At 70.6% G+C, this 22975-nt stretch carries 14 protein-coding genes and 1 riboswitch; of the genes, 7 read left to right on the top strand and 7 right to left on the bottom strand.

Going from position 1 to position 22975, the window contains the following annotated elements:
* Positions 1-3: 3 nt before the first annotated feature.
* A complete protein-coding gene (locus tag IEY55_RS14485) occupies positions 4-1407 on the bottom strand; it encodes an MFS transporter (RefSeq protein WP_189058041.1) in 1404 nt (467 codons plus the stop codon).
* On the opposite strand from IEY55_RS14485, the gene IEY55_RS14480 reads away from it, so the two are divergent.
* The 4 genes from IEY55_RS14480 to IEY55_RS14465 all read left to right on the top strand — a co-directional run bounded on the left by IEY55_RS14480 (position 1396) and on the right by IEY55_RS14465 (position 11755).
* Entirely contained in the window at positions 1396-2454 is a 1059-nt protein-coding gene (locus tag IEY55_RS14480) for an alpha/beta hydrolase (protein ID WP_308424760.1), read from the top strand. The two genes, IEY55_RS14485 and IEY55_RS14480, sit on opposite strands and share 12 nt — an antisense overlap.
* A 329-nt stretch (positions 2455-2783) precedes the next feature.
* Positions 2784-4547, top strand: coding sequence for a fatty acyl-AMP ligase (locus IEY55_RS14475; RefSeq protein ID WP_189058038.1), 1764 nt, complete (start codon positions 2784-2786; stop codon positions 4545-4547).
* Positions 4544-11173: a type I polyketide synthase gene (locus IEY55_RS14470; RefSeq protein ID WP_189058036.1), complete on the top strand. Its 6630-nt coding sequence runs from the start codon at positions 4544-4546 to the stop codon at positions 11171-11173. Before IEY55_RS14475 ends, IEY55_RS14470 begins: the two co-directional genes overlap by 4 nt.
* Positions 11174-11488: 315 nt before the next feature.
* Positions 11489-11755, top strand: a complete 267-nt coding sequence (locus IEY55_RS14465) for a UBP-type zinc finger domain-containing protein (protein ID WP_189058035.1) — start codon at positions 11489-11491, stop codon at positions 11753-11755.
* A 223-nt stretch (positions 11756-11978) separates the two neighbouring features.
* Here IEY55_RS14465 and IEY55_RS14460 read toward each other — a convergent pair whose 3' ends face one another.
* The 6 genes from IEY55_RS14460 to IEY55_RS14435 all read right to left on the bottom strand — a co-directional run bounded on the left by IEY55_RS14460 (position 11979) and on the right by IEY55_RS14435 (position 18872).
* Positions 11979-12464 (bottom strand): hypothetical protein, encoded by a 486-nt coding sequence (locus tag IEY55_RS14460; RefSeq protein ID WP_189058034.1) that lies wholly within the window; start codon positions 12462-12464, stop codon positions 11979-11981.
* A complete protein-coding gene (locus IEY55_RS14455; RefSeq protein ID WP_189058033.1) occupies positions 12461-14539 on the bottom strand; it encodes a galactose oxidase early set domain-containing protein in 2079 nt (692 codons plus the stop codon). The genes IEY55_RS14460 and IEY55_RS14455 overlap by 4 nt, the downstream gene beginning before the upstream one ends.
* Complete coding sequence (locus IEY55_RS14450; RefSeq protein WP_229686376.1) at positions 14536-16125, bottom strand: ArnT family glycosyltransferase; 1590 nt, start codon at positions 16123-16125, stop codon at positions 14536-14538. Before IEY55_RS14450 ends, IEY55_RS14455 begins: the two co-directional genes overlap by 4 nt.
* Positions 16126-16172: 47 nt before the next feature.
* Positions 16173-17408 (bottom strand): glycosyltransferase, encoded by a 1236-nt coding sequence (locus IEY55_RS14445; protein WP_229686374.1) that lies wholly within the window; start codon positions 17406-17408, stop codon positions 16173-16175.
* 651 nt (positions 17409-18059) lie between these two features.
* Positions 18060-18641 (bottom strand): disulfide bond formation protein B, encoded by a 582-nt coding sequence (locus IEY55_RS14440; protein WP_189058031.1) that lies wholly within the window; start codon positions 18639-18641, stop codon positions 18060-18062.
* A gap of 9 nt (positions 18642-18650) precedes the next feature.
* Positions 18651-18872 carry a DUF5993 family protein gene (locus IEY55_RS14435; RefSeq protein ID WP_189058030.1) on the bottom strand — a complete coding sequence of 74 codons (222 nt, stop codon included), beginning with the start codon at positions 18870-18872 and terminating at the stop codon, positions 18651-18653.
* A 119-nt stretch (positions 18873-18991) separates the two neighbouring features.
* Between IEY55_RS14435 and IEY55_RS14430 the strand changes: the two genes are divergently transcribed.
* The 3 genes from IEY55_RS14430 to metE all read left to right on the top strand — a co-directional run bounded on the left by IEY55_RS14430 (position 18992) and on the right by metE (position 22951).
* On the top strand, positions 18992-19771 hold the full coding sequence (locus IEY55_RS14430) for an SDR family NAD(P)-dependent oxidoreductase (RefSeq protein ID WP_189058029.1): 780 nt from the start codon (positions 18992-18994) through the stop codon (positions 19769-19771).
* Between the two features lie 5 nt (positions 19772-19776).
* Positions 19777-20229, top strand: a complete 453-nt coding sequence (locus IEY55_RS14425) for a cupin domain-containing protein (RefSeq protein ID WP_189058027.1) — start codon at positions 19777-19779, stop codon at positions 20227-20229.
* Positions 20230-20318: 89 nt separating this feature from the next.
* Positions 20319-20539, top strand: a riboswitch (cobalamin riboswitch).
* 117 nt (positions 20540-20656) lie between these two features.
* On the top strand, positions 20657-22951 hold the full coding sequence (gene metE, locus IEY55_RS14420; RefSeq protein WP_189058025.1) for a 5-methyltetrahydropteroyltriglutamate--homocysteine S-methyltransferase: 2295 nt from the start codon (positions 20657-20659) through the stop codon (positions 22949-22951).
* Positions 22952-22975 lie beyond the last annotated feature (24 nt).

Below are 22975 nucleotides of genomic sequence, written 5' to 3'. Positions count from 1 at the left end.
ATGTCAGCTGGCGGGCTGGTGACTGCCCTGGCTGGTCGCCACCGATGCCGCTGGTCGCCGCGAGGGCGGGAGCGTCGCGGCGATGAGGCCGGCGAGCATGATCGTGGCCGCGGCGACCAGGAGGCACGCGGTGAGCCCGCTGAGAAACGCCGAGTGTCCCGCCTCGACGACCTGGCTCGCTACCGCGGTCGCGGTCCCCGGCGGGATCGGGACGGTTCCCTGCGCGATCGACGAGGCCGCACCCATCGTGGGCCCGCCGAGGACATCGGGCACGGCGAAGTCCCGCAACCGCTCGGGAAGAACGTCCGCGACCCGCCAGGACATCACACCGCTGAGCACGGCGATGCCGCACACCCCACCGAGCTGGGTGGCGACCTGCTGGACGGCGGAGGCCAACCCGGCCATGGTGGTCGGGGCGGTGCCGACGATCGCCTCGGTTCCCGCCACCAGGGCCACACCCGCACCGAGACCGCAGAGCAACGCCGAGGGCACGTAGTCCGCCAATCCGGTGTCGGCGGACAGGCGGGAGAGACCGAACAGCCCCACCGCGAGTACCAGCATCCCGCCGGCCGCCGGCCATCGCGGACCGAACCGTCCGGTAAGGACACCACCCAGCGGGGCGCTCAGCACGACCACGGCGGTGAGTGGCAACAACCAGCCACCCGCGCCGATCGGGTCCAGCCCACGCACGTTCTGCAGGTAGAGGGTCAGGAAGAAGAGCAGCCCGAAGATCGCGAAGAAGCTCAGGCCGATCAGGACCGTCCCGACGCGGACGGCGGGGAACCGGAAGAGGGCGCGCAGCCCGCCGCGTTGGCCTGCCTCCGAGCGTGACTCGGCGACCGTCCACCACGCCAGCCCGAGGGACAGCACCGCGAGCGGCGCGTTCAGCAGGAACACCGCGGGCCAACCGAAACCCTGTACCACGACACCGCCGACGAGTGGACCGCCGGCGATCGCCGCGGCGTTCACCGCACCCCACACCCCGAGCGCGAGATCCAGGCGCTCCTTGGGAAACGCTGCGCGCAGCAACGCCAGCGCCGCGGGCTGCAGGAGTGCACCGCTCACGCCCTGCAACGCACGGAGCACGACGAGTGCGGCCACGCTGCTGGAGAACGCGATTCCCAACGACATCAGGCCAAAACCGGCGACCCCCACGAAGAAGATCTTGCGCCTGCCGACCCGGTCGGCCAACCGCCCCGCCGGCAGCAGACCGACGGCGAGCGTGACGAGGTAGGCGTTGGCGATCCACTGCAACTCGCCCAGGGAGGCGCCGATATCGCGGGCGATGTTCGGACCGGCGATGGCCAGTGCCGTGCCGTCCAGGCCGACCATCACCCCGCCCACCGCCACGGCGACCAGCGTGGCCCACGGCCGTTTCGGGGAATTCAACCGGTGATGGTTCGTCATGGAGCCGCCTTTCGCCGTGGCGAAGGACCAAAAAAGCTACCGACCGAACCCAATCCTGCCGGTCTCGGCCCGGACCCGACTATGACGTACGTCTCACCGGAAGGGAATCGCGATATTGCTCTTCTACTGTTGTTCGCACCTCGAGGGGTGGTGGAAATGCGTTGTGCGCCGCCGTCGTCGACGGAAGTGGTCGCGGAGAGCTGGCTTGATGATCGCGTTCTCGAGCTGAAACTGCGGTCGGCCAGCCTGCAAAGGGTGGTGACCGTTGCGCTGCTGACCCCGCGCGACTGGAATGCGCGCGGGAACCGGCGGTGGCCGACGCTCTACTTCCTCCACGGCGCGGATGACGGCCCGGACTGTTGGATCCACAAGACCGACCTGCCGGCGCGGGCCGCGGAGTTGGACGCGCTCGTGGTGCTGCCCGAGGCCGGCCCGATGGGCTTCTACTCCGACTGGCTCGGCCCGGACTCGCACGGCGTGGTCCCGCGTTGGGAGAGCTTCCACCTCGGCGAGCTGCCCGCCGTGCTGGCGCAGCGGTACGCCGCCGGCGGCCCCCGCGCCGTGGCCGGGGTGTCCATGGGCGGCCACGGCGCCATCCGGTACGCCGCGCGCCACCCGGGGCTGTTCACCGTCGCGGTCTCCTACAGCGGCCTGCTCCACACCACCCGTGCCGGCATGTCGGCCCTGATCGGCTGGCTGATGGTGCGGCAGCGGGAGCGACCGTTCGCGCTGTGGGGGTCGCCGTGGCGGTCCCGCCAGCGCTGGCGGGCGCACGACCCGTACCACCTGGCGTCCGCCCTGCGTGGCACCCGGGTGCTGCTGACCGCCGGTACCGGCCGGCCCGCGCCCGGCGACCCGCGGGTGCGCGGTTCCGGGCTGATGGAGGCGGTGGTCGCCGCGAGCACCGCCGACCTCGCCGGCCGGCTCGCCGCGCTGGGCATGCCGGCGCAGTTGCTCCGCGTGCCGGGAACGCACGACTGGCCGACCTGGCAGCGCGCGCTGGAGCGCTCCTGGCCCTTCGTTGCCGATGCCCTCAAGGTCGCTTGAACTCGCCCGGCAAGATTAGAACGTTTTTTTAACGACCCTTTCCTGTGCGGTAACTGAAACAGATCGAATTGGGTGCTGAGCGGGTCGGTGCGATGCTTCACAGATCGTAACAGTTGCGCTTCGTTTTGTTCGCTGGTTAGTCTCTCGGCATCCGTCCCGACGGATCAGTTCCTGGGCGATGAGGCCCGGCCATACCCGCAGTCGAGATCATTTCCGCCGCGCCGCCGCCGGAGCCCGGAAATGGTCGGCGTGCCGGGGGAATGGGCCGCCTATTTCTCCGTGCGCTGAGAAACCGTTGCTCCAACCTTCTTCCCCCGAGGTGGGTGACCATGGTTTTCCCCGACACCGCCACATCCAGCACCGCAGCCACGCCGGAGCCGTTGACCACCAGCATCGCCGGTCACGCCACATCGGACACGGTGGCGTTCACTTTCATCGACTACACCACGAATCGCGACGGTGTCGCGCACAGCTACACCTGGCGGCAGCTCGACCGCCGGGCGCGGGCCGTCGCCGCCCGGCTCAGCCAGGTGACCACGCGGGGGCAGCGGGTCGCGGTGCTCGCTCCCCAGGACCTGGACTACGTCGTGGCGTTCCTGGGTGCGCTGTACGCCGGAACGGTTGCGGTTCCGCTGTTCGCCCCCGAGGTGAGCACGCACGGCGACCGGCTGGTGGGAGCGCTCGCCGACTGCGATCCCGAGGTGTGGCTGACCTCCGAGCAGGCCCTGGACACGGTGCGCCAGCTTGCCGACGGCCAGCCGGTACCGCGCCCCAAGCAGATCATCGCGGTGGACAGCGTGGACCCGGCGCTGGGGCGGGACTTCGAGCCTGTGTCGGTCTCCCTGGACGAGCCCGCCTACCTGCAGTACACCTCGGGCTCCACGCGCCGGCCGGCCGGGGCGGTCATCACCCACCGCGCCGTCGCGGCCAACGTTGCGCAGGCGCGGCATGCCTACGGTGTCGACGAAACCACCACCTTCGCCGGCTGGATCCCGTTCTTCCACGACATGGGCCTGGTCCTGCTGTTGGCCCTGCCGCTGGCGGTGGGCGCACACTCGGTGTTCACCACGCCGTTCGCGTTCCTGCGGCGTCCGATGCGGTGGCTGCGCCAGCTCAGCGACTACCCGAATGTCGCGACGGCGGCACCGAACTTCGCCTACGAGTACGCCGCCGCCAAGGTCAAGCCGGAAGAGCGGTCCACATTGGATCTGTCGAATGTGCGGGTGGCGTGCAACGGTAGCGAGCCGGTGCGGGCCGGCGCGATCGAGGGTTTCCTGGCCGCCTTCGGCCCGCACGGCTTCGCCGCACAGGCACACCGGCCGTCGTTCGGGCTCGCCGAGGCCACCGTCTTCGTGAGCACCACGCCCGCCGGGCCGCCACGCATCACGAGCTTCGACCGCGAGGGGTTGGGCGTGCGACGTGCCGACCCGGTGGCCGACACCGCCCGCGGCGCGGTGAGACTGGTCTCCGCCGGGGTGCCGGTCGGGCAGCACGTCCTGATCGTCGACCCCGACACCGGAGCCATCCGGCCGGACAACACGGTCGGCGAGGTGTGGATCCACGGCCCGAACGTCGCCGACGGCTACTGGCAGCAGCCGGAGCGTTCGGCCGAGACCTTCGACGGCCGGCTCGCCGACGGCCCGGCCGACCTGCCCGCGCGGGGTTGGCTGCGCACCGGGGACCTCGGCGTCTACCACGACGGCGAGCTCTACATCACCGGGCGGATGAAGGACCTCATCATCGTCGACGGCAAGAACCACTACCCGCACGACATCGAGGCCACCACGCAGGAGGCGCACCCGGCGATCCGGCGGGACCACGTCGCCGCGTTCGCCGTGGCCGAAGGTGATGCCGAGGCCGTGGTCGTGGTCGCCGAGCACTCCCGGCACGCCGAGCCCGACCAGCTCGACCCCGCCGAGGTCGCGCGGGCCGTGCGGCTGGCCGTCGGCGAGCACCACGACCTCGCGCTGCACGACTTCGTGTTGACCCGTCCGGGCGAGGTGCTCCGCACCTCCAGCGGCAAGATCGCCCGGGCGGCGACCCGGAAGCGGTACCTCAGCGGCGCCTATCGCGACGAGGAGGGCGCCCGATGACCGACACCGTCACGCCGGCCTGGCTCCGGCAGTGGCTGGTGGACCAGGTCGCCGAGCTGCTCGGGCTGCCACCGGCCGAGATCGACCTGCACCGGCCGCTGAAGGAGTACGGGCTGTCCTCCCGGCACGCCGCCGGGCTCGGCGGTGAGCTGGAGGACCTGCTCGACCGGACGCTGCCGGCGACCCTGCTGTGGGAGCACCCCACCATCGCCGCGCTCACCACCGCGCTCGCCGGGCCCGAGGAGGAGCCGGCCGAACCACCCGTGGCCATTCCGGCTTCGGGGGGATCGCGGCCGGACACCGAGCCGGTCGCCGTGATCGGTATCGGCTGCCGGCTGCCCGGCGGTATCGCCGGCCCCGAACAGTTCTGGCGGGCGCTCGTCACCGACACCGACCTCGTCTCCGAGGTGCCCGAGGGACGCTGGGAACAGTTCGCCGACTGCTCCTCCGCCGCGGACACCCTCGCCAGGACCACCCGGTGGGGTGGTTTCCTCGGCGACGTCGCGGGTTTCGACGCGGAGTTCTTCGGGATCTCGCCGCGGGAGGCCGCCAGCATGGACCCGCAGCAGCGGATCCTGCTGGAGGTCGTCTGGGAGGCGCTCGAGCACGCCGGCGTCGCCCCCGACCGGTTGCGCGGCAGCGCCACCGGTGTCTTCGTCGGCATCAGCGGCAACGAGTACAGCCACCTGACCTTCTCCGAGATCGACCACATCGACGCCTGGAGCGCGACCGGGGCCGCGATGAGCATCGCGGCGAACCGGCTCTCCTACGTGCTGGACCTGCGCGGGCCGAGCATGTCGGTGGACACCGCGTGCTCGTCCTCGCTCGTCGCCGTGCACCTGGCCATGCACAGCCTGCGGATCGGTGGCAGCGACCTCGCGCTGGCCGCCGGTGTCAACCTGCTCCTCGGTCCCGGCGTCACGGTCAACTTCGACCAGATGCAGATCACCGCGCCCGACGGCCGGTGCAAGACCTTCGACGCCTCCGCCAACGGAATGGTGCGGGCGGAGGGTGCCGGCGTCGTCGTCCTCAAGCGACTGTCGGATGCCCTGCGCGACGGCGACCGCGTGCTGGCCGTGCTGCGTGGCTCCGCGGTCAACTCCGACGGCCGCTCCAACGGCCTCACCGCACCGAATCCGGAGGCGCAGGAAGCGTTGCTGCGTCGGGCGTACACCAACGCGGGCGTCGATCCCGGCGAGGTCGACTTCGTGGAGGCGCACGGCACCGGAACGCTGCTGGGCGATCCGATCGAGGCCAGGGCGCTCGGCGCGGTCCTCGGCAAGGACCGCCCCGTCGACCGCCCGCTGCTGATCGGCTCGGTCAAGACCAACGTGGGCCACCTGGAGGCGGCCGCCGGCATCACCGGCCTGATCAAGACCGTGTTGTCGTTGGTACACGGGCGAATTCCGGCCAGCCTGCACTTCCGAGCGCCGAACCCGCACATTGACTTCGACGGGCTGCACCTGGCGGTGGCCGCGCGGCAGCAGCCACTGCCCGCGCCGGCCCGGCCGGCGCGGGCCGGAGTCTCCGGGTTCGGGTTCGGCGGCACCAACGCGCACGTCGTGGTCGAGCAGTTCGTCCCGGATGACGCCGCACCCGAAACGAATGACCCGCGCCCCGCGGGGTCCCCGCCGGCCCGGGAGTTCGTGCTCGCCAGCACCGCAGCGGACCGGTTGCCCGATATCGCGGCCGGGCTGGCCGACTGGCTGGCCGGCCCGGGCCGCGACGCCGATCTCGGCGACCTCGAGCACACCCTGGCCCGCCGGGCCGCCGGCCGCAGCCGCGCGGTGGTCGCCGCGTGCGACCACGGTGGCCTTGCGGCCGGGCTGCGCGCCCTGGCCGCCGGCATCGCCGCGCCGGGCGTGTCCACCGGCACCACGGGACGGATCGGTCGCGGGCCGGTGTGGGTGTTCCCCGGCCAGGGCTCGCAGTGGGCGGGTATGGCCCGCCGGTTGCTGGCCGACGAACCCGCCTTCGCCGACGCGATCGACGAGCTGGATCCGTTGCTGCAGGCCGAAGCCGGCTTCTCGCTGCGCGAGATCCTGGTGCAGGGCGTGGAACCGGCCGCCGTGGAACAGGTGCAGCCGCTGCTGTTCGGCGTCCAGGTCGCCCTGGCAAGGCTGTGGCGTTCCTACGGGGTCGAGCCGGCGGCGGTCGTCGGCCACTCGCTCGGCGAGGTGGCCGCCGCGGTGGTGGCCGGGGCACTGTCCCCAGCCGACGGGGCGCGGGTCATCGCCAGCCGCTCCCGGCTGGTGGCCAGGGACGCCGACAGGGGCGCCATGGCCGTGCTGGAGCTGCCCGCGCAGGACGCGGCGGCGCTGCTGGACGGCTACCCCGGCGTCGAGATCGCAGTGTTCAACGCACCGAGCCAGACCGTGGTCGCCGGCCCGCCCGACCAGGTCCACCAGGTGGTGGCCGAGGTCGAGGCGCGCGGCATGCTCGGCCGGCTGGTGAAGGTCGACTACGCCTCCCACCACCCGGCGCTCACCGGCGTGGCCGCCGAGCTCGCCGCCGAGCTTGCGGGCGTGACGGGCGAGCAACCCGCGGTGCGCTGCTACACCACGGTGCTCGACGACCCGCGCCGGACTCCGTCCTTCGACGCCGGCTACTGGGCCGCCAACCTGCGGCAGCCGGTGCGGTTCCGGGACGCGGTGGCCGCGGCCGTCGCCGACGGCTTCACCACGTTCGTGGAGATCTCGCCGCACCCGGTCCTGGGCCACGCGGTCAGCGAGAGCGCGACCGTGAGCGGCGCCCGCGACCCGCTGGTGCTCGGCACCCTGCGCCGCGACCATGACGACGTGCTGCAGTTCCACGGCCAGCTCGGCGTCCTGAAAGCCGCGGGTCTGGCCACGCCGCCGACCTCCGGCCGGATGCTGGACCTGCCCACCACGCCCTGGCGGCACACCCGGTACTGGGTCGAGCCGCGCCGCGCCGCGACACTGGCGCCGGACGGCGACGCGCACCCGTTGCTCGGTGTGCACCTGGAGGTGCCGGACGACCATCGGCACGTGTGGCGGACCGATGTCGGCGTCGCGGCCCTGCCCTGGCTGGCCGACCACCGTGTGGACGGTCGGCCGGTCATGCCCGCGGCGGCCTACGTCGAGATCGCCCTCGCGGCGGCCATCACGGTGTTCGACGTTCCGGCGGAGCAGGTGACGGTCGGCGAGGTGATGTTGCAGCAGCCGCTACCGCTGGACGAGCACACCATGATCACGACGACGTTCAACCCGACCGGGTCCCGGGAAGGCCGGATCACCGTCCACACCCGGCCCGACGGCGGGGAGTGGGTGCTGCACGTCTCGGCCACCGTGACCGCCCTTGCCACCGGTACCGGGACCGCCGACTGGCGGCCCGAACGACTCGCGGACGCGACCGAATTGGACCCCACCGACGTCTACGCGGTGCTACGCACCATCGGCCTGGACTACGGCCCGGCCTTCACCGGCATCAGCAGGGTCTCTGTCGGTGAAAACGCCGCCGTCGCCACCGTGGGTGTGCCGGCCGAGGCCGGTGGCCATCCGGCGTTCGGGGTCCACCCTGCACTGCTGGATGCTGCACTGCAGGCATTCGGCGCGATGCTGTCGGCACCCGGTACGGACGATGACGGCACGCTCTACCTGCCGATGCAGTTCGGTCAGGTGCGCGTGTTCGCTGACCCGAGCCAGGGTGTGCAGGCGCACGTTCGCGTCGCCCCCGCCGCGGCCGATGCCGGGGGCATGCTCGGCGACCTGCGCCTGGCCGACGCCGAGGGAACCGTGCTGCTGGAAGTCACGGACGTGTTCGTCCGCCGCGTCCAGCGCCGCGAGATCGCCGCGCCGCTGTCGGAGCGATTGCTGGAGAAGGCATGGCGGCGCACGGACCTGCCCCGGGCCACTTCCGGGCTGGGCCGGTACCTGTTGCTGACCGACGGCACCGCACCGGTCGACGAGGTGTTCGAGGCGGCGGCCACCGAGCTCGTGGGCGGCGGCCACGAGGTCGACGCGGTGGCGCCGGACCGGCTCGCCGAGGCGCTCGGCACCGGGGTGCCCCCGGTCGGTGTCGTGCTCGGTGTCGCCGACGCCGAGCCCGGACCGGTCGATCTCGACCGGGCACAGCAGGCCGTCCTCACCCTGGCCAGCGTGGTGCGGACCCTGGTCGAGACCGGCGGCACGCCGCCCCGGCTGTGGCTGGTGACCACCGGCGCCTCCGGGGTGCTGGCTGACGAGCCGGTCCGGCCCGGACCGGCCGCCCTGCGCGGCGTGCTGCGCGTGCTCGGCTACGAGCACCCGGAGCTGCGGGCCAGCGGGGTCGACCTGGACCCGGCCAACCCCGCTGCCGAGGCGGGGGCGCACCTGGCCGCCGAGCTGACCGCGGGTCGCGACGACGAGGTCTCCTGGCGGTCCGGGCAGCGGTATGCGGCCCGGCTGACCCCGGCCGAACCGCCGGAGTCCGACGCCGTGGTCGTGCGCCCCGGCGACGCCTACGTCATCACCGGTGGCCTCGGCGGTCTCGGGTTGTTCCTGGCCCGCTGGCTGGCCGACCGGGGCGCCGGACGCATCATCCTCAATGGACGGTCGGCACCACGGCCCGAGGCTGCCAGCCAGATCGCCGAACTGACCTCGGCCGGCGCCGACGTCGAGGTGGTGCTCGGCGACATCGCCGAGCCCGGGGTGGCCGAACGGCTCGTCGACACCGCCCGGAACGGCGCGGAACTGCGGGGCGTGGTGCACGCGGCCGCGGTGTTCGACGACCGCACCGTGCTCCGGCTGGATGCCGAGACACTGGCCCGCACCTGGCGCGCCAAGGCGTACGGCGCGTGGCGGCTGCACGAGGCCACCGCCGGGCTCGACCTGGACTGGTGGGTCGGCTTCTCCTCCGCCGCGGCCCTGCTCGGCCTGCCCGGGCAACCCGCCTACGCCTCGGCCAACGCCTACCTGGACGCCCTGGTGGCGATGCGACGCGCGCTCGGCCTGCCCGGCACCACCATCGCCTGGGGCACCTGGGCCGAGGTGGGCGCCGCGGTCGGGGTGGACGTGCCGTGGCTGCACCCCATCGACCCCCGTGAAGGGCTGGAGGTGCTCGAGGGCACGCTCGCCTCGCACCGGGACGGTGTCGGCGCCATGCGGCTGAACGCCCCCCGCCTGGTGGGTGCGTTCCCGCAACTGGTCGAGACACCGTTCTTCGCCGAGATGTTCGCCGACTACGCCGCGGCCGAGCGGGACAGCGCGGACTGGCGGGGCATCGCCGCCGTGCGCGAGCGCGAGCCGGCCGAGGCCCGTCGCCTGGTGACCGCGCAACTGCGCGCCCGGGTGGCCGCGGTGATGGGCTTCAGGACCGAGGAACTGGACGTCTCCACCCCCCTCACCGCGCTCGGCGTCGACTCGCTGCTAGCGGTGCGGATCCGCAACGTCGTGCAACACGACTTCGAGCTGGTGTTGCCGGTCGCGTTGATGCTGCGCGGGGTGAATGTGGTTGAGCTGGAGAAGTGGGTGCTGTCCGAACTGGGACTCGGCCCCGTCGAGCCAGCGACCGCACCCGCCCCGCCCATCCCCCGGCAGGGCAGCCAGCCGGTCCTGGTGCCGCCCCGGGACGCCGCCGAACGGCTGGTGCTCAGCGTCTGGCAGGACGTGCTCGGCCACCGGGTCGGGGTGACCCAGAACTTCTACGAGATCGGCGGCGACGCCGACCGGGCCGCCCAGGTCGCCGCCCTGCTGGCGCAGCGCGGCGGGTACGAGCTGCCCGTGTCGGAGCTGTTCCGGCACCCGACCATCGAGCGGATGGCCGCCCACTTCCGGGAGCAGGAGTCCACCGGCTCCCCGCTGCGGGTGTTGCGGGACGGCGCCGGCCAGCCACCGCTGTTCCTGTTCCACCCCGGTGGTGGCGACACCGCCGTCTACCGCCAGCTCGTCGAGCTGCTCGACCCGCGTCTGCCCGCCCACGGCTTCGACCGGATCGAGGGGGCACCCACGGTGGAGGACCGAGTGGACCACTACCTGCCCGAGCTGCGGCGGGTGCAGCGCGGCGGGCCGTACCGGCTGGCCGGATGGTCCTTCGGCGGGTTCCTCGCCTTCGAGGTGGCGCACCGGCTGCACGCGGCAGGGGAGGAGGTCGAGCTGGTGGGGCTGATCGACCCGATCCTGCCGCTGCCCACGCCGGAGCTGCTCGACCCGGTGCAGATGCTGCGGACCCGGTTCGAGCGGTTCGGCGAGTTCCTGCGCGACAGCTACGGGCGGGACGTGGAGCTGCCCTACGAGGAGCTCATCGGCCTGGACGACGAGGGCCAGGCCGAACTGGTGGTGCGCACCATCCGATCGGCCGGCCTGGTCAACGAGGAGGTCAGCGAGGCGATCCTGCGCCACCAGCGCACCTCCCTGCTGGACGCGCTGTCCCAGGAGCGGTACGACCCGCCGACCTACGAGGGCCGGGTCGTGTACTACAGCGCCGCCCAGGGCGTGCCCGGTGGGTTGCGGGACCCGCGGTACGACCGCCAGGACCCGGCCCGCGGCTGGGATGAGGTCTGCCCCAACCTCGAGGTCATCACCGTGCCGGGGCACCACCTCTCGTTGCTCGACCCGCCCAATGTCGACGTGATCGGCCAACACCTGCGTCGGGTGCTCACCGGCGACCTTCGCCGCGTGGCCGCCTGACCCTCCCTGGAAAGGAGAGCCGCCGCCCACCGCGCCGGGCGGCGGCTCTCTGTGTCCGGCACCGGTATCCGGCACTGCGGTGCCCACTCGTCGGCACGGGGGCAACAGCTCCGGTGCCCGGTCCACCGCGGTGACCGCGGCCTGTGGGGAAGCGCCCTGCCAAGCGGCCGGGACGCAACACCGGCGATATTCCAGCCGCCACGGGCTGTTTTCGTTCGGGGTGCGACCAACCCGTGCCGGGGAGAGGATGGGTGCTCGCAGCGCACGCTGTTCGGCCCCCGTTCGCCAGGGGCACCGCCAACCCGGGAGGACCCGATGGCCACCTGCGAACATCTCGCCGCCGCACCCTCGGACGCCGAACCGGCGCCCCCAACGGACGGCTGTGCGGAATGCCTTGCCCAGCACCGCCGCGACTGGGTGAAACTTCGGATGTGCCTGTCCTGCGGTCACATCGGCTGCTGCGATTCCTCACCGGGCAGGCACGCGACCACCCACTTCCAGGACACCAGCCACCCGGTGATGCGTTCCTACGAGCCCGGCGAGACCTGGCGTTGGTGCTACGTGGACGAGGTCGTGAGCTGACCCGGACGGGGCGGTGTCGGTGGCCGAGGGGGATCCCGGACACCGGCGAGCCAGTGCGGGCTGGGCCGCACGCTCATCACGGTGCCCGGCGCGAGTGTCCTGACCCAACGGAAACCATCACCTGCTGAACAGGTGTGCGAGGTCGAGCGGGCTGCGGGTGGGATGGCACCGGCTCCGGCAGGGTGCCTGCGGCCAGCGCGCCGGGCCGGTGCCGTCCCCTCTGTCAGTCGCCGTCCCCGCAGGCTATGCCGTCGCCATTGCGGTCCAGCCCGTGCCGGTCACGCCCGTGCACACGCAGCGAGCCGAAACCGCGTTCCCGCAACCACTGACAGCCGTCGGCCACACGGTCCGGGAAGTTCCATGGCACGCACTGGTTCCGTTCCCCGTAGGTGTGGTCGCATCCGTCGTTGTTCGCCGGCACCGGGACAGCCGCCGACGGCGCTGGTGGACGTCCCGTCGTGGAAGTCGGCTTCGCACCTTGGGCTGACGGCACGGACGGCACCCGTGTCGCCGGCTGGCTCATCGACGCAGCGCCGCTTTCCATGGAGGGCTGGGCGAAAGGCAGCACGTGTGGCTCGGCTCGGCCGGAGGCCCCAGGGGCCCCGTGTTCCTCGCTCTCGGGGTACAGCACGGTCGCGATCGCCACCACGATCCCGACGGCGAGCACGGACGCGAGCATGATCGCTCGGTTCCGCCGCGAGTCCCTCATGTCAGATGCACCCACTTCGCCACCGACGGAACGCCCTTGTCGTTGGTCACGAACAACATGTACCAGCCGGGAGGGGCCAGGTTCGGGTTGCTGGTGACGTTGAGGTCGATTTCGTTCCCCCGCACGGTCATCGGCAACGCGACGTACCGCTGGTTGGGATCCGAGGAGTGGGTCACCGCTGCGGGTCGGATCAGGGCGGCTCGGCTGACCTGCTGGTCCACCGTGATGTGCTGGGTGCTGCCGTAGCGCCACTCCTGGCTGGCCAGCTCGGTGATCCGGGGCCGCGGCCCCTGGAACAGGTAAGGCGGCGAGTAGAAGGACAGCCGTTGGTCGAAGGAACCGTCGCCGGGATTGTTCCCCACCGCCATCACCCGGCCGTCCGGGAGCAGGAACGCCGAGGAGTGGTACCCCCGAGGCACCGGGTCGGTCGCCATTCCCGGAGTGAACGTGTTGGTGAGCGGATCGAACATGGACGCCTCGAACACCTCGTCAGCACGGTTGTGCAGGGCACCGCCGGTCTCGAACACCTTGCCGTCCGGCAGGAGCACCGCCGAGATGTACATCTTTCCCTGGTGGTCCTGCTGCGGGGAGCCGTCGGCGTTGTGGCCCAGCGGGATCCGCGGACCGGGCTCATATCGGGGGTTGGCCTGCTTCAGGTCGATGATGTCGGTGTGCCGATTGGCATCCACGTTGGAGTAGATGTTGCCGCCACCCAGGGTCAGCACCCGCTGATCCTGCGCGGGAGGCAGGAGCACGCTCATCGACTGGTCGCGGTTGTCCTTGTCCTGCAGCCCGGGGACGTCGTGCACCTCACCGCTACGGTGGTCGTAGATCGAGGCACCGGTGCCGGGCAGGCCATTTCCGAACACGTGGCTTCCGGTATAGAACAGTCGCCCGTCCTGCATGAGGATCATCGCCGGGTACAGCCCCCAGAACTTCCAGTTCTGGCGAATCTCCCCGGTGCCCAACCAGCGGCCTTGCTCGTGAGAGTAATGCTCGACGGTGACGCTGCCGTCGCCCCGCTCGTTGAGGCCACCGAGCGACAGGACGTCACCGTTTCCGAGCGCGGTCGCCGATGGGTACCAGTGTCCATCGTTGAGGTTGTTGACCCGTTGGTAGGCGTTCGTCTTCGGGTCGAACACGTAGGAGCTGCGCAGGCCCGTGTAGCCACGGCTGCCATCCTCCGTGGGGTAGGCACCGTTGCCGCCCATCACCAGCACGCGCCCGTCCGGAAGCTGCGTGTGGCCAGCACAGAACAGGTCCTCCGGAGTGTCCACGGGAGTGAACTCGTGCGTGGCCGGGTCGTAGACCGTGGTACTGAAGCTGCCGGCCGCAAAAGCGGACGGATCGTTGCCCGATCCCGCGATCAGCAGCACCTTGCCCGTATGCAACAAGACGGAGTGGATACCGCGAACCGGGGCCCGGTAGGAGGCAACCTCCCAGGAGCCCTGCGCACAGCCCTGTTCGGCCGAGCAGGGCTGCGGCTTCTTCCTGTCCTTCCTCACCTCGGTCGTCGAGTAGTCGTCGGTGACCAGCTCCCCCGGACCGTAGATCGCTACACCCCAGGCGATGTGGTCGGTTCCGGCAGGAACCGCAGGAGTGCGCACGACCGCGGCTCGATAGGTGTCGCTGACCGGGAGCGTGGCCAGGTCGGTCCAGTACTGCCAGCCCTTCTCCACATCGTGCCGGAACGCGGTCACGACCGTGTTTGGCGTGGTCGTCATGTACCACACGCTCAGGTCGTACTGGTGGCCTGCGGTGACCTTCGGAGCGCAGGTGGCGTTCTGGCGCTGCAGGAACTTCCGGTCTCCACTGGTGCGCTCGGTCAGCGAGACCCGTAATGCGTTGGATCCACCGTGGGCCTGCGAGCTCAACCCGGCCGAGTAGCGGTTGTCACCCCACCCCACGTCCTCCCAGCAGTCGGCGGCACCGTTGTCGACGTTCTCCACGCCGGGGTTGCGCACCAGGTTCTCCTCGGCGGCGGCCTGGGTGGCCAGGGCTGGCACGAGGGCGGTGACCAGCACGGCCAGCCCGCCCAGCGCGGCCAGTCGCGATTGCGGTCTGCTCCGTGTCATCGCGCTCCTTTCCGTTCGTTCTGTTGGACACGCCGGATCTCGACGCGGTCCGGGCCGGTGCCGAACGTGACGATCACGTAGGAATGCTGCAGCGCCGCGGTGACAGTGGGCAGGCCGCGGGTGTTGGCGCGCATCATGGGGGTGGAGACCACGAGATCGAGGTCCTGCCACCCGCCGGGGAGCGCCGCACGCACCGCGGGGTCGAGGTCCAGCTTGTAGAACCAGATCGCCCCCAGGCCGGGGGCGTAGCCGGCACGTACCGCATCAAGCCAGAGCGCGTCGTCGACGACGATGCGCTCACCATGGTCGGCAGGCGGGTGCTTCCGTAACCAGGAGGCGGCTGCCAGGTAGTCGTCATTGGCGGCCGATGTGAAGGTCGAGGCGTTGGCCGTGTACCAGGAGGGGGTGATCGCGATGCCTGCCGTCATTGCCCCGCACAGCAGAGCGGCGCCAGCCACCCTGACCGATGGGGACCGGTACCGTAGCAACCGCTTACGCACCACCTCGGTGACCAGGAAAGCGGTGCCGGCAAGCAACAGAGCGAGAAATGGCAATGCCTGCACCACGTACATCGCTGGCAAGTAGCCGTTGGGACGCAGCGCGACCAGCACGAGCAACACCGCGGCCAGTGCCGCCGGGCGAAGCCGTCGCACGGCGAGACCGACGGCCGCCCCCACAAGGCCGACGATGATCAGCACGGCGTCGTACTGGAACCAGATGGAGACTGTCTGCTGCGCCGCGCTTCCCTCGGTGAACACGCTCCCGGATCCCGCACGACCGACGAGCTGGAAGCGCAGCGCACCCAACAGGGAGACGTGGCCTTGGCCCGCGAACAGCTCGCCTTTCAGCAGCGCATAGAGTGGATAGAAGACGAGGACCAGCACGAGGCCCGCGCAGTAGCCGGCAAAGGAGAACTTGCGTGTGCTGGGGTGGGTGCCCTGACGGAGTGCGAGCAGGACCGCGGGAACGGCAACCGCCATCGTCTCCTTCGACAGCAGGGACACCGCCGTGCAGGCACCCGCCGTGATGTGATGCCAGAGGTGTCGTCGTGGAGAGAGCGCGAGCACGAAAGCGGCGAGTATCCACACGACCGCCACGTTGTCCAGGTAGATCTGTCGATGGAGCACGACAGCCAACGGGGACCAGGTGAAGACGATGACGGCGAGTGCCGCTGCCCATCTGGGCAGGGCCATCCGCCGTGCCAGCAGGTACAGCAGCGCGTTGGCGACCAGACCCACGACGACCATGACCAGCCTGCCGTTGGCGACCACGAGCCCATCGGAGCCCAGCAGGTCGGGCAGCCAGGACAGCAACGCGAGCTGGATCCAGCCGAGCGGAGGATGGTCGTACCAGTACGTGTAGTGCGTCAGGCCGACACCTTCCCGGACCGCCCATGCCTGGGCGAGGTAGGTGCCTTCATCGGTGCCGATTCCGGGGAAACGTGTGATGTTCCACGCCAGCGCCGGCAGGGAGAGAACCAGCAGGGCGGTGATGAGGAGTGTGTCGTTGGGGGAGCGTGGTCGGCGACGGGGTCTCGGGGGCGGGGTGGGTCTTGTGGACGAAGGTTTGGTGAGGACAGCGGTCACCGTGATCTCCAAGGAGCCGGGGGACGGGCGGGGCCGGGGCGGCGCGGTCAGTTGAGGTGCGCGCCGACGTGCCGGGTCAGCTCCCAGTCGGTACGGCCGGTGCGCTCCCGCCACACCGCCCGTATTGCCGCCGCAGCCAAGATGACCATGTACAGGGGCGCACCGAGCACGAGCTTGAGGTAGTGCACGACATGGACCCGGACGCCGTACTGGCTGCCGAAATCGTGCAGCCCGACCGCCTCGAAGGCCAGTGTGGCCAGCGTGGGGACCACGGGCAGGAACGCGACCAGCGTGACCGACACGGGAACGTCGAGGAACAGTGCGATCCCGAGCCCGAGCGGTATCGCGATTCCGGTGAACGCCTGGACGAAGGGGGAGGACAACGTGTACCGGGCGAGCACGCGTTGTCGGAACGACGGCAGGCGGCGCCAGTCTCCCTTCCGGAGCACCTGGAGGAACCCCTGGTTCCACCGGGTGCGTTGCTTGAACAGGCCGCGCACCGAGCCCGGGGTCTCCTCCCGGGTCACCAGGAGGGAGTCGTATGCGACGACGACCTTGCAGCCTCGGCTGGACAACCGGACACCCAGGTCGCAGTCCTCGGCCAGGCATCCCGGGTCCCAGCCGCCGGCCTCGCGGAGTACGTCGGTGCGGACGAAGACGGTGTTGCCGCCGAGCGGGATGAAGCCCTTCTGTGCCTGGAGGTGGAGCCGGCTGCGGAACCAGAAGAAGTACTCCAGGCAGTTGCGCAGGCTGTACCAGCTGGAGTGGAAGTTCACCAGCTGCACACCTCCCTGGACCACGTCGGCGCCTGTGGCCCGGAACGCGTGGTCGACATGGGTGAGCAGGTCGGGGTGCACGATGTCCTCCGCGTCGAACACACCGACGATGTCGCCCTCGCAATGGGATAGGGCGGTGTTGAGTGCCTTTGGCTTGTTCTTGGTCTCGTGATCGTCCACGACCACGGAGACGCGGTCGGGGTGGCTTTCGGCCATGCGTTGCGCGACCGCTGCGGTCCCGGGGTCGTCGTGCCCGACAATGATGAGAATCTGGAAGTTGGTATGTCTCGACTGAAGTAATCGCTTGATCGTGTGTTCCAGGACACGTTCCTCGTGCCGTGCTGGCACCAGGAGCGAGAACGTGAGCTGGTGATCGCCGTCGGGCTCGGCGAACCGGGTCGACTGCAGCGTCTCCGGCGTACGCCAGGCGTGCAACATCCACCAGAGGGTCAGCGCCGCTGCGATGCACAAGCCCAGAGACAGCAGCATGACTACGGCAGGGATCACGGGAGCTCCAGCGTGGGTCGAAGGTGTCGGACCGCCCGAGCGGACGGCCAGCCACTTCTCGGCACGCCCCGGACCCCGAGGCCGGCAGCCCCGTGCCGCACATCGGGGACTGGCGTGCTTGTGTGGCAGAAACGGCGGGGGAGGGGCAGGGGCAGGACCGGGGGACTAGCGGGAGGCACGCGGTCTCGGTGCCTGAGTCCGGCGCCCGCTCATGTCGACCACCCCCTGCTGACTACCGCAATGTTGCTTGCGTTTGCGGTAGCGACCGCCTGACCGCCACCTGCTGTCTGTTCGTACCTCGTCCGGGGTTGGTGACGCCAAACGCACGATGCGAGATGACTCGGTGAAACGTGAACATGATTCCGTTTGGTGAGCGCGTGCTGGGCCGTTCAGGTGCTCCATGTCGTCGGCGACAGTCAGGATGGTTGACGGCCGTCCCGGCGTTTGGCCCTGTCATCCGACTGCCGAGGAGGGGAGCGTCAGTGACGCTCCGCCAGCAGACCCAAGTCGATCACCATTTCGGTGGAAGTTTCGCGTTCTGCGTCGTTCCGTGGGCACCGCACGCTGGAGGAAGCACGAACCCACCGAAGCGACCCCGGCGGCGAGGTCCCGCGCCGGGAGCGTGGGCATCCTCGTCACGCGAGGAGAACGTCAGGGAAGCACGCCCAGGTCGTAAAAGAGTTGGTAGCGGTCCGGGTCGTCGGGCAGGACCCAGTGGAAACCTTCCAGGGCGAAGACCGCCACCGCGTTCGCGGCGACGATCACACCGAACAGGCCGAGCACCGCCCAGGACACCGAGCCGAACTCGACGCGACCTGGTGCGAGTTCGCGGGCGAAGAGAAGAACCAGACCCGCGGCCAGCAACATCACCACGAACGTGATGAACGCCCACGTGTACAGATGCAGCCCGAGGACCGCAGCGCCGTAACCGGGATCGGGTGGCTTGATGTGCAACAGGATCTGGCGCGCAGAGATCGTCGCGCCCGCGACGGCGGCGACCACGCTCATCCCGTAACCGGTGGCGAGATCGGCGACTGTCACCTCACCACGCCGGGCCCGGGCGATGACGTAGCCGGGGCCGAGTGCACACAACACCATCGCCGCCCGCTGCAGCATGCACAGCGGACACGGGTACTCCCATCGGCCGAACTGGACGAGGAACCCACCCAACAGCACGCCAGTGTAGGCGAGGACGACCAGGTGCGAGAACCAGAAACCCAGCTGCCGCCGCATCGTCCGCCCCTAGAAGTTCAGGTCCAGCGGGCTGGTCACGTGGTGGTCGAAAAGCAACAGGGCCAACACGAGGGACACCGCCCATACCGTGAGTACCACCCAGCGACGACCGCTCCAGAACAACAACGCCACCGCCGCCGTCAGCAGGAGGAAGATCACGGTGTCCACGGCCCACCTCCGACTCGGCGCGACGCCCTCCCCGATCATCACCACCGCCGGTCGCCCGCGCATCCGTAATGACGTCACCCGTTTGGGCGGTGTTGATCTCCGGTTGACCGCTGTCGCAAGGTGATGCCGGCACCCGCGGTGTGTGTCACCGTGAGCGCGGGGACATCGAACGGAGGCCGACCATGCCCGAATCTCCCGGCTTGCCCGACCTTTCCGGCCTGGTCGCCCTGGTGACCGGCGCGGGCGGCAACGTGGGCCGGGGCATCGCCCGCCGGTTGGCCGCCGCCGGTGCGGCCGTGGTGGCGCACTACTGGTCCAGCGCGGACAGTGCGCGGAAGCTGGCCGAGGAGATCCGCTCCGCGGGCGGCGCGGCCGACTGGGAGCGCGCCGACCTGCGCGACCCGGCCGATGTCGACGCGCTGGTACGGGCCGTGGTCGAGAAGTTCGGCCGGGTGGACGTGCTGGTGAACAACGCCGGCGTGCAACCGGTCTGCCCACTGCCGGAGATGGGATTCGGTCAGTGGCGGGACATGTTCGGCGGCAACGTCGACAGCACCTTCCTCACCACCCAGGCCGTCGCCCGCCAGCTGATCTCCCAGGGGCACGGCGGATCGATCACCTCGATCGCCTCCATCGAAGCACTCCAGCCCGCGCCCAACCACGCCCACTACAGCGCGTCGAAAGCGGCCGTGCTCATGTACGCGCGAGCCGCTGCGCTCGAGTACGCCCCGCACGGCATCCGCGTCAACGTGGTCTCGCCCGGCCTGATCGGCCACGAAGGGCTCGACGAGGAATGGCCGGACGGCGTTGCCCGATGGGTGGACGCCGCGCCGCTCGGCCGACTCGGTACACCCGAGGACGTGGGCAACGCCTGCGCCTTCCTCGCCTCGCCACTGGCCGGCTGGATCACCGGCCAGAACCTGGTCGTCGACGGCGGCGTGTCCGCCCGGCCCACCTGGTGAGCGCGATGCACCCGGAAGCGGCCGCCCTCGTCGCCGCGCTCGGCCTGCAGCCACTGCCCGTCGAGGGCGGGCACTTCGCGGAGACCTGGCGGGACGACAACGGCTCGGCCATCTACTACCTCATCGCCGCGCCCGACTTCTCCGGCATGCACCGGCTCACCCACCCCGAGGTGTTCGCCTACCACGCCGGCGCGCCGGCCCGCATGCTCCTGCTCCACCCGGACGGCAGGGTCGAGCGCCCGGTGCTCGGCCCGAACCCCGTCGCCGGTCACCGGCCCCAGGTCGCCGTGCCCGCCCACACCTGGCAGGCCACCGAGACCACCGGGGCCTGGAGCCTGCTGGGCACCTTCATGGCCCCGCCCTACCACGACGACATCGTGGAGTTTGGCCGCACCGAGGACCTCGCCACACGCTATCCCGCGCACGCCGAACGGATCCGCCGGCTCTGCCGGCGCTGAGCGCCGGGAACCTGTCAACCTCTGCCCTGCGTCGTCCCACGTCCTGGCACCGCTCTGTGCCGCGGGTGGCGGCTCCCGCCGCGGTGGGTAGGGTCGATCAGGTGACCGGTTCGCCCGGCCAGCCAGGTCGGGCGTCGCAAGAGGGAACCCGGTGCGAATCCGGGACTGCCCCGCAGCGGTGAGCGGGAACGACCGCCGTCATCCGAGCACTGGACGCGTGCGCGTCTGGGAAGCGACGGCCAGTAGGACCGGCCGGCGAACGCCGGCCCCGCCCGCGAGTCCGAAGACCTGCCGGTCGCCCGCGTACCGCCGGTGCGCGGACGTCCACGGCCTCGGGGGAGGGCGCGGGACCGGGAAGCCACCCCACCTGGCGACCCCTCCACACGGCCCTGGACGCGATGGCACGGCCTCGGAGGGAAGGAGCGCCATGAAGTCAACGGTCCTCGGCTACCCGCGTATCGGTCCGGGCCGGGAGCTCAAGCGCGCGGTCGAGCGTTACTGGGCGGGGGAACTGGGCGAACGGGAGCTGCACGCGGAGGGTGCGCGGCTCCGTCGCACGGTGTGGGAGCAGCTCCGGGACGCCGGGTTGAGCGAGATCCCCTCGAGCACGTTTTCCTTCTACGACCAGGTGTTGGACACCGCGATGCTGTTCGACGCGGTCCCCGAGCGGTACCGCCGGCTCGGCCGGGGTGCGCTCGACACGTCCTTCGCGATGGCCCGCGGCACTGCCGAGGTGGCGCCGCTGGAGATGACCAAGTGGTTCGACACGAACTACCACTACGTCGTCCCCGAATTCGGCCCCGGTACCGCGTTCCGGCTCGCCGACGACGCTCCCGTCCGCGAGGTGGCCGAGGCACGGCAGCTGGGTGTCACGCCCCGGCCGGTGCTTCTTGGCCCGGTGAGTTTGCTGTTGCTGGGTAAGCCCGAGACCGGCGCCGGCCCCGAATTCCGTCCGCTGGACCTGCTGGATGCACTCCTGGAACCGTACGCGGAACTGCTCGCCACGCTGGCCGATGCCGGAGTGGAATGGGTGCAGCTCGACGAACCGACCCTGGTTGCCGACCGCACCGAGACCGAACTTGCGGCGGTCCAGCGTGCCTACGACCGGCTGGGGTCGTTGTCCCGCCGCCCCAAGCTCGTTGTCGCCAGCTACTTCGGCGATCTCGGCGACGCGCTGCGTGTACTGGCACGGACACCCGTCGACGGCCTGGCCCTCGACCTGGTTGCTGGGGAACGGAACCTGACGCTGCTGACCGACCAGGGCGGGTTGGGGAACAAGACCCTCTATGCCGGTGTGGTCAACGGCCGCAATGTGTGGCGGACGGACCTGCGCGCAACGCTGTCGCGATGCGTGCCCCTGCTCGGGCTGTGCCGGGAACTGGTGGTGAGTACCTCGTGCTCGCTGTTGCACGTCCCCCTGGACCTCGAGCTGGAACTGACCGGTGCCCCTACCGGCCTCGACCCGCTGTTGCGCCCCTGGCTGGCATTCGCCCGGCAGAAGGTGGACGAGGTCATCATCCTGGCGCGGGCCCTGGGCGAGGGCGCGGCCGTGGTGGGTGGGGAACTCTCCGACAACGACGCTGCCTTGCGTACACGGCGCAACGCCACCTGGTCGGTCGTGCCCGAGGTGCGGGAACGGCTTGCGGCCCTGCGACCGGAAGACAGCCGTCGTGCGACACCGCACGAAGAGCGCGCCAGGCTGCAACGCGAGTCGCTGGGACTGCCGGAGCTTCCCACCACCACGATCGGTTCCTTCCCCCAGACCAAGGAGATTCGCCGGACACGTTCGGCGTTCCGCTCCGGTCGTATCGAGCCGCAGGAGTACGAGCGCCGCATGCACGCGGAGATCGACCACGTGCTGGAGCTCCAGCGACGCGTGGGGTTGGACGTGCTGGTGCATGGTGAGCCGGAACGCAACGACATGGTGCAGTTCTTCGCAGAGCGCCTCGTCGGGTTCGCCTCCACCGAGCACGGTTGGGTGCAGTCCTACGGCACACGGTGCGTGCGCCCGCCGATCATCTTCGGGGATGTGCATCGCCCGGAGCCGATCACGGTGGAGTGGACCCGGTACGCGCAGAGCCGCACCGACCGGCCGGTGAAGGGGATGCTGACCGGGCCGGTGACGATGCTGCTGTGGTCGTTCGTGCGCGACGACCAGCCGCACGAGGCCACCGCACGGCAGATCGCGCTCGCGTTGCGGGACGAGGTGGCCGACCTCGAGGCGGCCGGCATCCGGGTGATCCAGGTCGACGAACCCGCACTCCGTGAGGGACTGCCGTTGCGGCGGGACCAGCAGGCCGGGTACCTGGGCTGGGCGGTGGGCGCCTTCCGCCTGGCCACCAGCGGGGTGGCCGACACCACCCAGATCCACACCCACATGTGCTACTCGGAGTTCGGCGAGATCGTGGCCGCGATCGACGACCTCGACGCGGACGTCACCACGGTGGAGGCGGCCCGCTCGGGGATGAGTCTGGTCAAGGATCTGGGCGGGTACCGCCGGCAGATCGGCCCGGGCGTGTACGACATCCATTCGCCACGCGTGCCCGACGTGGCGGAGATCGTGGCCCAGCTCCGCCAGGTGATCGAGGTGGTCGGCCCGCACCGGGTGTGGGTCAACCCGGACTGTGGACTGAAGACCCGCGGCTACGCCGAAGTGGAGCCTGCCCTGCGGAACATGGTGGTCGCGGCGAAACAGCTCCGCGCCCGTGTCACCGTCCACTGAGGACACCTGCGGGCGGGACACCGG

This window comes from Longimycelium tulufanense (genome assembly GCF_014645795.1).
In the GTDB taxonomy this organism is placed as follows: domain Bacteria; phylum Actinomycetota; class Actinomycetes; order Mycobacteriales; family Pseudonocardiaceae; genus Longimycelium; species Longimycelium tulufanense.
This window is presented reverse-complemented; position numbering and strand designations above follow the sequence as displayed.